Consider the following 9,203-nt stretch of genomic DNA (forward strand, 5'->3'; position numbering starts at 1 on the left):
TCCTGGCTTCGAATTCGTCGGCTCGGTCGCCGCCGAAGACGAGGTGCGTGTGGCTGTCGACGAACCCCGGAATCACCGCCCGCCCGGCCGCGTCGACGACCTCGACTGCCCCCTCCGCCCCCTCCACCTCCCGCGAGACTGCAACCGCACCTCGAGACTGCGGGGTTACCCCGCTGTCTCGATCTCCCGGTGCAGTCTCGCGGAAAGGGGGCGCTTCGGTGGCGGGGCCGACCCACGCGATGCGGCTGCCGTCGATCAGCACCGCGGCATCCCGCAGAGTGCCGCACGGGTCGCCGTCGCCGGCGACGTTGGTCGTCAGCTCGCCGATGTTCGTGATGAGCGTGGTGCTCACAGCATCGGAACCTTCAGGCCACGTTCGCGCGCGACCTCTTTCGCGCGGTCGTAGCCCGCGTCGACGTGTCGCATGACGCCCGTGCCGGGGTCGTTGGTGAGCACACGCTCGAGCTTCTCAGCGGCGAGGGCGGTCCCGTCCGCGACGATCACCTGCCCGGCATGGATGCTGCGGCCGATGCCGACGCCTCCCCCGTGGTGGATCGATACCCACGATGCGCCGCTGGCGGTGTTGAGCAGCGCGTTCAGCAGCGGCCAGTCGGCGATCGCGTCGGAGCCGTCGGCCATCGCCTCGGTCTCGCGGTAGGGCGAGGCGACCGAGCCGGCATCGAGGTGGTCGCGACCGATCACGATCGGCGCGGACAGCTCGCCGGAGGCCACCATCTCGTTGAACTTCAGTCCCGCGAGGTGGCGCTCCCGATATCCGAGCCAACAGATGCGGGCGGGAAGTCCTTCGAAATGCACGGTGTCGCCGGCCTTGTCGAGCCACCGCACCAGACCGGCGTTGTCGGGGAAGAGCTGCTTCACCGCTTCGTCGGTCTTGCGGATGTCCTCGGGATCGCCCGACAGAGCCACCCACCGGAACGGACCCCTGCCCTCGGCGAACTGCGGACGGATGTACGCGGGCACGAACCCGGGGAACTCGAAAGCGCGGTCGAAGCCGCCGAGCTGCGCCTCGGCGCGGATCGAGTTGCCGTAGTCGAAGACCGCGGCTCCGGCATCCTGGAATCCGACCATCGCGGCCACCTGCTTGGCCATGCTGCCGCGTGCGCGGTCGGTGAAGCCCGCCGGATCGCGCTCGGCCTCGGCGCGCCAGTCCTCCACGTCGACGCCGACCGGCAGATAGGCGAGGGGGTCGTGCGCGCTCGTCTGGTCGGTGACGATATCGATCGGCGTGCCGCGCAGCAGCAGCTCGGGGAAGACGAGCGCGGCGTTGCCCACGACACCGACGCTGAGAGCCCGCCCGTCGTCCTTCGCCGCCACGACGCGGGCGACAGCCTCGTCCAGGTCGGTCGTGTACTCGTCGAGGTAACCGTGCTCGACCCGCCGCGCGAGCCTCGACTCGTCCACGTCGACGATCAGCACCGCACCGCCGTTCAGCGTCACCGCCAGCGGCTGAGCGCCGCCCATGCCGCCGCATCCGCCCGTGAGGGTCAGCGTTCCCGCGAGCGAGTCGCGACCGAGCGAGCGGGCGACGGCGGCGAACGTCTCGTACGTGCCCTGCAGGATTCCCTGCGTGCCGATGTAGATCCACGATCCGGCCGTCATCTGCCCGTACATCGTGAGGCCCAGCTGCTCGAGCCGGCGGAACTCGGGCCACGTCGCCCAGTCCCCCACGAGGTTGGAGTTGGCGATCAGCACGCGCGGCGCCCATTCGTGCGTGCGGAACACGCCGACGGGCTTTCCGGACTGCACCAGCAGCGTCTCGTCCGGCTCGAGCTCATCGAGCGTGCGCACGATCGCGTCGTACGCCTCCCAGCTGCGCGCCGCCTTGCCCGTACCCCCGTAGACGACGAGGTCCTCGGGGTGCTCGGCGACCTCGGGATCGAGGTTGTTCATCAGCATCCGCTTGGCCGCCTCGGCGCCCCAGCTCTTGGCGGTGCGCACGCTCCCGCGCGCAGCGCGCACGGTCCTGATCTCGGTCGCTGAGCCTGTCGAAGCACTGTTCATGAGGCTGCTCCTTCCGCGGCGCGCGCGACCCGGCCGGAGAGCACCAGGTCGGTCACCGCTTCGATGTCGGGTGAGAGGAAGTGGTCGTGTCCCGGTCCGCGAGCCACGGTGCGCACCAGATCCCGCACCGCGCCGGTCACCGGTCCCGGCTCGAGCGGCGCGCGCAGGTCGATCGCGCGCGTCCCGGTCAGCACCTCGATCGCGAGCACGCGCGCGAGTCCGTCGATTCCGCGGCGCAGCTTGCGCGCGGCAGCCCAGCCCATCGAGACGTGGTCCTCCTGCATCGCGCTGGACGGAATCGAATCGACGGATGCCGGAACCGCGAGCCTCTTGAGCTCGGACACGATTCCGGCTGCGGCGTACTGCGCGATCATCAGGCCCGAGTCGACGCCGACCTCGTGCGCGAGGAACGGCGGAAGCCCGTGACTGCGGGCGGGATCGAGGGCGCGGTCGGTGCGTCGCTCCGAGATCGACGCGACATCGGCGACGGCGATCGCAAGGAAGTCCAGGACATAGGCGATCGGCGCACCGTGGAAGTTGCCATTGGATTCGACGCGCCCGTCGTCGGTGATCACCGGGTTGTCGACCGCCGCGACGAGCTCGCGACTCGCGATCGTCCGGGCGTAGTCGACGGTGTCGCGCGCCGCGCCGTGAACCTGGGGCGCGCAGCGCAGCGAGTACGCGTCCTGAACACGCGTGCAGTCGGGTCCCTTGTGCGATGCGACGATCGGCGAGTCGGCGAGGAACGCACGCAGGTTGGCAGCGGATGCCGCCTGCCCGACCTGCGGACGGAGCTCCATGAGATCGGCGGCGAAGACGGCGTCGGTGCCCAGCTGGCTCTCGATCGAGAGAGCCGCAGCGACATCGGCGGTGTCGAGCAGCACGGACAGGTCGGAGAGTGCCAGCAGCAGCATCCCGAGCATGCCGTCGGTGCCGTTGATGAGCGCGAGGCCCTCCTTCTCGCGGAGAACGAGCGGCTCGATGCCGGCCTCGGCGAGCGCGTCCGCCGCCGACACCATGTCGCCGGACGCGTTGCGGACGTCGCCCTCCCCCAGCGCCGCGAGAGCGACGTGCGACAGCGGAGCGAGATCGCCGGAGCAGCCGAGAGAGCCGTACTCCCGCACGGCCGGCGTGATTCCGGCGTTCAGCATCGCCGCATAGGTCTCGGCCACGACCGGACGCACGCCCGTGTGGGCGGTCATCAGCGTATGCAGCCGCAGCAGCTGCAGGGCGCGCACCACCTCCCGTTCCACCTCAGCACCGGTGCCGGCCGCGTGCGAGCGGATCAGGCTCGCCTGCAGCTGGGCGCGTCGCTCGGGCGCGATGAACGTGGTGGCGAGTGCACCGAACCCTGTCGAGATCCCGTAGTGCGGCTCGGGATCGTCGGCGAGCCCCTCGACGAGCATGCGGGATGCTGCGACCTGCTCGAGGGCGGCGGGGTCCAACACGACTCGGGCTCCGTGCCGAGCGACGGCGACGACGTCGTCGGGGCGCAGGGGTGCGGCGCCCACGACCACGGTGGTGTCGAGAAGGATGCTCATGCTTCGATTGCACACCCGTCGGCTCGCGCGAGACAGAGCCTCGTGGCATCCTGTGTCTGTCATGCCAGACACCTCGAAGCCCCACCCCCAGGTCCCCGCGGCCGACCAGACGCTGCGCATCCTGTCGTTCCTGGCGCGGCAACGCGGTCCGGTCGCGGCGCGCACGATCGCGACCCAGCTCGGCGTGCCGCGTTCCAGCGTCTATCACCTCCTCGCGACGCTCGAGGAGCACGGCTTCGTCGTCCACCTGCCGGCCGAGCGGCGCTGGGGGCTCGGCACCGCCGCGTTCGAGCTCGCCGGCGGCTATGCGCGACAGCAGCCGCTGGCGCGCCTCGGCCGCAGCCTGATCGCCGCTCTCGCCGACCACACCGGCGAGAGCGCGCACCTGGCGGTGATGACCGGTCGCGACGTGCTCTACATCGTCGAAGAGCGCGCGCCCCGCCGGCCGGCGCTGGTCACCGACGTGGGTGTTCGCCTGCCCGCCCACCTCACCGCGACCGGCCGCGCGATGCTTGCGGCCCTCCCTCGCGAGCAGGTTCGTGCGCTGTATCCGGATGCCGCATCCTTCGCCGACCGGACGGGACGCGGTCCCGCGCGACCTGGCGAGCTGCGCGAAGTCCTACGCAGTGTGCGGATCGAGGGCTTCGCGACCGAGGACGGTGAGGTCACGCTCGGGCTGCGCTCGGTGGGGGTCGCCGTCCTGGACCACGTGGGCTGGCCGATCGCGGCGATCGCGGTGACCTATCCCAGCGATCCCGAGCGGGATGCCGCCACTCTCGCCGCCGAGATCACCCCGGTGGTCAGCGAATTGAGGCGCCGGATCGGGGGTGCGCCGCGATGACGGCGCACCCCCCGATCCTGCGCTGACGTCAACCTGCGAAGTGCGCGAGGATCCTGGCCACCACTTCGTTCCGCGCGGCCTCGGACTCGAGCTGCTCGAGACCGAACCCGAACAGCAGCGTGTCCGGTGTCGCCGTCGCCCCGTAGAACGGGCCCTCGGCCTGGTAGCGCTCGAAGTCCGAGGCGTTGGCGGGACTGCCCGCCGGTGCACCGGGAACGTTCCATGCGCCGAGCCCCGACTCGAAGCCCTCCAGCTCGGTCTCGGCCCCGCCGACGACCAGCTTGGTGTCATCCACCATCACGCCGACATCTCCGGTGAACGGATCGGTCACGTAGCTGATGGCGATCTCGACGTCCTGTCCCGCGTACGCGCTGAGATCGAATGACACCGGGATCCACCCGCCGGACGATCCGGTGAACGAATTCCAGACGCCGCTGGTGCCCGACGGCTCGCATGCCGACTCGCCGACGGTCAGGTAGTGCTCCAGCCACGGGTGCTCCGCGACGAGGAAGCCCGCCTCGCACTCCTCCGGCACGTCCGTCGAGGTCGCGCCGCCCGCTTCGGGCAGCGTCGTCCACGCCTCCGTCCCGACCGGCCGTGCCTCGACGATCACGTGGTCGTAGCCGAGCTCGGTCGCGTACGAGAGCTGCGCTTGGAACGACGCGGTCGCGCCCTCGGGGATCGTGTACGTGCGGACGAGCCGTTGGTATCCGTCGTCGACGTGGTCGGCGAACATCGCCCATTCGCCTTCGACCGGGATGAACGGTCCCGACGGGTTCTGGTACTCCGCGACGGCCCAGCTCTCGAACTGGGGGAACTCCGAGACCGGAAGGACGTCGCTTGTGACGGTGAACGCGCCGACCTCGTCGATCGGGTTGTCCGCAGTTGCGGGACCGCCGAACAGCGCCTCCACGCCCTCGAGCGGTGGGGCGATGCCGGTGACACCGTCCGCGACGAGCGGTCCGCGGTCGTACGCTCCGAGCCAGTACTGCGTGAAATCGTCCGCCAGCAGCAGGCAGTCCGAGTAGATGTCAGCGGTGATCACGCACTGCTGGTCGGGTGCGCCGTCCAGCCCGTAGTAGATGCCTCCGACCGTGCTCGCGAGCTGCCCGTAGTATGCGGTGGTCTCCCCGGCCAGGGCGAGTTTCCCACCCTCATTCAGGAAGTCGCGGACGGCGATCGTCAGATACTGCTGCCTCTCGGCGACGGAGATGTCCTCGTACGGGCCGGCGTACGTTTCGGTGACGACGTCCTCCTCGTCCTGCGTGAGCCGGTTGTCGCCGAGGTACCACAGCACGGCGTCGTAGTGGCTGAGCACGCCCAGGTCATGCGGGATTCCGCTCACGTCGACGTCCCAGACATCCGGCGTCACGCCGTTGGCCTCGAGCGCGGCGACGTGTTCGTCGACGTACTTGGGTCCTCCGGCCGACGGTGGCTCAAGCTGGTTCTGGGCTCCCGTGTAGTCCTCGTTCGCGATGATGAGCACCGAGTTGCCGGTGTCCTGCGCGACCTCATAGGTGAAGTGCTCGCTCTCGATCTTCTTGAGCCCGCGGTTCTTGAGGATGTCCCGCACAGATGGCACCCCCGTGAACCACACCTCGACGGTGTCGCCCGCCTGAGTGCCCTTGACGGTTCCGCGATACTCCGCGTAGTAGTCGACGTTCTCGTCGCCGTAGCGCTCACCGCCTCCCCACTCCTTCACGGCGGACACGCGCAGCGGGCCCCCGTTGACCCGGTAGACCATGAGCTTGGCGAGCAGGTCGCGCTTGGCCCAGACGGCGACGGTCTGCGGGTCGCCGTAGGAGACTGCGAATGAGTCGACGCGGAAGTCCTCGGCGTCACGACCGACCACCGAGACCGGGTCGTCCGGGTCCTTCGCCGATTCCGCGACGGCGAGCGCGAAGGGGATGTTCTTTTCGAACTCCGCCTGGATGAGCCCCTCGTCGTCAGGGAAGTTGAACCCGCTCAGGCAATCCTCGGCGAGCCACTCGTCGTCCGGATTCGCGTTCGAGGCCGACTCGCACGTGCCCATCTCCGGCGTGAAGCCGAGCGTGCCGTACGCCTCCTGCGCATGCGAGTCGGTGTCGCCGTTGGTCGTGTACAGCTCGGCCGAGATGTCCGGGTCGTACTGCGGGATCGCGGGGTTCGCGTCGTCGCCCACCATCGCCTCGTAGATGACGTCGTCCGGCGACGGCGTCGCGACCTGCCAGCCGATGCCGTGCAGCAGCAGTTCGGCAGCCGAGTGGTAGTTCACCAGGAACTGCGGCGTCGTGGTGGCGAACAGTCCGTCCAGCGCCTGCGTCTCGGGCTCCGACGCCGGCGACGGACCGCGATACGTGTCGCTCGTCGGGTTCGGTGACGACCCCTCGTTGTCGTAGCCCCAGCGAGTCGGGTAGTTGCGGTTCAGGTCCACTCCGTCTGCGCCGGTGATCTTGCCGTCGCCGTCGTTGTCGCGGAGGTTCTTGCGCCAGAGCCTCTGCCCTTCGGTGAACGTGTAGTCATACCCGTCGGGGTTGGCGACGGGTATGAACCACAGCTCGGTGCTGTCGATGATCCCCTTGACCCGAGGGTCGGTCGCGTAGGAGTCCAGGTAGTAGTCGAGCAATCGACGCACCATCTCGGGCGTGATCCACTCGCGCGCGTGCTGAGCCCCGACGTAGATGGTCGTCGGGCGCTTGCCGTCCTTCGTCTTCGCCACGTTCTTCGTCAGCCGCACGGCGCCGATCTCCTGGCCCTGCACGGTCTGGCCGATCACCCGGAACTCGGCTATCTGCGGATTCGCGGCTGCCTGAGCCATCAGCTCCTCGAGGATGCCGCCCTCACCGCTGTAGGTGCGGAACACTCCTGCAGCGGTGTCCAGCGATCGGCGCTGTGCGGAGGGCCGCTTGACCTCGAGGGCGGTGCCGCTCTCGGCCAGTCGCGCCGCCTGCTCGCCGCTGAGGATGACCTCGACTGCGATCTGACCGGGCGCGTCCTCGCTCGGTGACGTGACGACCTCGTGCCTGTCGACGCCCAGCTCCACGATCGCCGCGAGGCCGTCCGCGCCGACGGTGCCGGTGTACACGGCGAGCCGGTCGGCCTCTCCTCCAGGCGGCGGGCTCGCCATGCTCGGGGCGGCGACGAGCCCGGAGAGGATCACGGCGGCGGCGGTGGCGACGGCGAGCTTTCGGAACATGCGCACTCCCTTGTGGCGCGATGCCAGCCTGCCGGGGTGTATCAGCGGTCGGTCCCGGGGGTGGCGCGACGCGAATGGTCCTCATCTTGCAACCCGTCGCGGGGACCGTCAAGAGGCCGTGCTAGCGGAGGATGAGCCGCGGTTCCACCAGCACGTGCTCGGGTGGAGCATCCCGGTCGCGGGGCGCGACGGCCTGTCCGGTTGTTCCCATCAGGAGGTTGAGGACCGCTGCGGCGACGAGCTCGGGCGACTGCTCCATGCTCGAGATGCCCAGTGCCTCCGCGACGGGCGTGTTGTCGAAGCCGATGACGGGCAGATGGCGACGACCGGCATCGGCAGCGGCGAGGTGCGCGCCGACGGCGTGCGAGTCGCTTACGCACACGAGGGCATCGAGTTCGCTCAGCACGTCCGGTTCTGCGAACGCCGCCGACATCACCTCTCGGGCGTTCGCGAGTCCGTCGACCGCCTCGAAGCGCGGACCGGAGGCTCCGGCATCCGTCATCGCCTCCCGCCATCCGCGCTCGCGGTCGTCGCCGGTGCCGTTGTCGGGCGGCCAGCCGAAGAAGCCGATGCGGGCGCCCTGGGTCGCGAGCATGTGACGGGTGGCCGTCCGTGTGCCGGCCGCGCCGTCGACGTCGACCCAGGTATGGGCTGGACGATACACGTCGTCGCCGCCCCAGGGTCGGCCGAACGACACGAAGGGCACGTCGCGTTCGAGAAGCCAGCCGGTGCGCGGGTCGCCGAAGAACGTTCCGGTGATCACCACGGCGTCGATCTCGGCTCCGTCGACGAGGTCGCCGAGCCGGGCGATCTCCTCGTCGGCGGTGCGTGCGCTGTAGATGAGCACGCGCATCCCCCGTTCGCTGGCACGTTCGGTGAGCGCGTGCACGAATCGATCGAGGATCACGCCCGAGATTCCCCCGGAATACGGGTCGAGGTGGATGCCGATCGTCGAGCTGCGGCGCGTGCGCAGCCGGCGCGCCGCGGCATGCGGACGATAGGCGAGGTCCGCGATGGCCTGCTGCACCCGCTCACGCGTCTCATCGCGGACGATGTGCGGCGAGTTGAGGACGTTCGAGACCGTCTGCCGCGAGACGCCCGCGATGCGCGCGACGTCCTCGACGGTCGGCGGCTTGGCCATGGGCGATACTCCCGGCTCCAGTGTGAACGTTCAAATCGTTATCGACAGGGTACCCCCGAGGGGTTGACACGCACGGAGGGCGGCTCTTACGTTTCCCTTAGCGGCCGGATTTGATCGTTCAAAGATTGGAACGATCAAAGCCTCCGCTGCGCGGTCCGCAGCACACGGGCCGCCCGCGGTGTTTATCAAAGGAGACAGACATGACACGGCACACACGGCGCGCCCTCCTCGGAGCCGGCGCGCTTCTGGTCACGGGCACTCTCGCGCTCACCGGATGCGGCGGCTCCGGGTTCGAAGAACCGGCGGGCACTGGAGATTCGGGCGACCTGACGTCATCGGATGACGCGATCACCCTCCTGATCGGCACCAGCGGCGACGCGGAGACGGATGCCGTCACCGAGGCGGTCGCGGCCTGGTCCGAAGAGTCCGGGATCGAGGCCGAGGTGAAGGTCGCCACCGACCTGCCGCAGGAGCTCTCGCAGG

The 9,203-nt window shown here is 69.5% G+C and carries 6 protein-coding genes and 1 pseudogene; 2 read left to right on the forward strand and 5 right to left on the reverse strand.

All coding sequences use genetic code 11. The features are described from left to right. From VFX99_RS10675 to hutH, 3 genes are all read right to left on the reverse strand, one after another. A partial coding sequence (locus VFX99_RS10675; RefSeq protein ID WP_329666277.1) for an amidohydrolase family protein occupies positions 1 to 352 on the reverse strand: 352 nt, incomplete at its 3' end. Beyond that, positions 349 to 2,022 carry a urocanate hydratase gene (gene hutU, locus VFX99_RS10680; protein WP_329666278.1) on the reverse strand — a complete coding sequence of 558 codons (1,674 nt, stop codon included), beginning with the start codon at positions 2,020 to 2,022 and terminating at the stop codon, positions 349 to 351. The genes hutU and VFX99_RS10675, both read right to left, overlap by 4 nt. Next, positions 2,019 to 3,563, reverse strand: a complete 1,545-nt coding sequence (gene hutH / locus VFX99_RS10685) for a histidine ammonia-lyase (RefSeq protein WP_329666279.1) — start codon at positions 3,561 to 3,563, stop codon at positions 2,019 to 2,021. The genes hutU and hutH overlap by 4 nt, the downstream gene beginning before the upstream one ends. Positions 3,564 to 3,624: 61 nt before the next feature. Here hutH and VFX99_RS10690 point away from each other — a divergent pair, with 61 nt between their 5' ends. Then, positions 3,625 to 4,404: an IclR family transcriptional regulator gene (locus VFX99_RS10690; RefSeq protein ID WP_329666280.1), complete on the forward strand. Its 780-nt coding sequence runs from the start codon at positions 3,625 to 3,627 to the stop codon at positions 4,402 to 4,404. Positions 4,405 to 4,432: 28 nt separating this feature from the next. On the opposite strand, the gene VFX99_RS10695 is transcribed toward VFX99_RS10690, so the two are convergent. Next, positions 4,433 to 7,579, reverse strand: a complete 3,147-nt coding sequence (locus tag VFX99_RS10695; RefSeq protein ID WP_329666281.1) for a M14 family metallopeptidase — start codon at positions 7,577 to 7,579, stop codon at positions 4,433 to 4,435. A gap of 121 nt (positions 7,580 to 7,700) precedes the next feature. Then, entirely contained in the window at positions 7,701 to 8,720 is a 1,020-nt protein-coding gene (locus VFX99_RS10700) for a LacI family DNA-binding transcriptional regulator (RefSeq protein WP_329666282.1), read from the reverse strand. Between the two features lie 200 nt (positions 8,721 to 8,920). On the opposite strand from VFX99_RS10700, the pseudogene VFX99_RS10705 reads away from it, so the two are divergent. Continuing rightward, positions 8,921 to 9,203, forward strand: a pseudogene (locus VFX99_RS10705) (ABC transporter substrate-binding protein); the annotation flags it as partial.

It is taken from the genome of Microbacterium sp. (assembly GCF_036277215.1).
Lineage (GTDB): Bacteria > Actinomycetota > Actinomycetes > Actinomycetales > Microbacteriaceae > Microbacterium.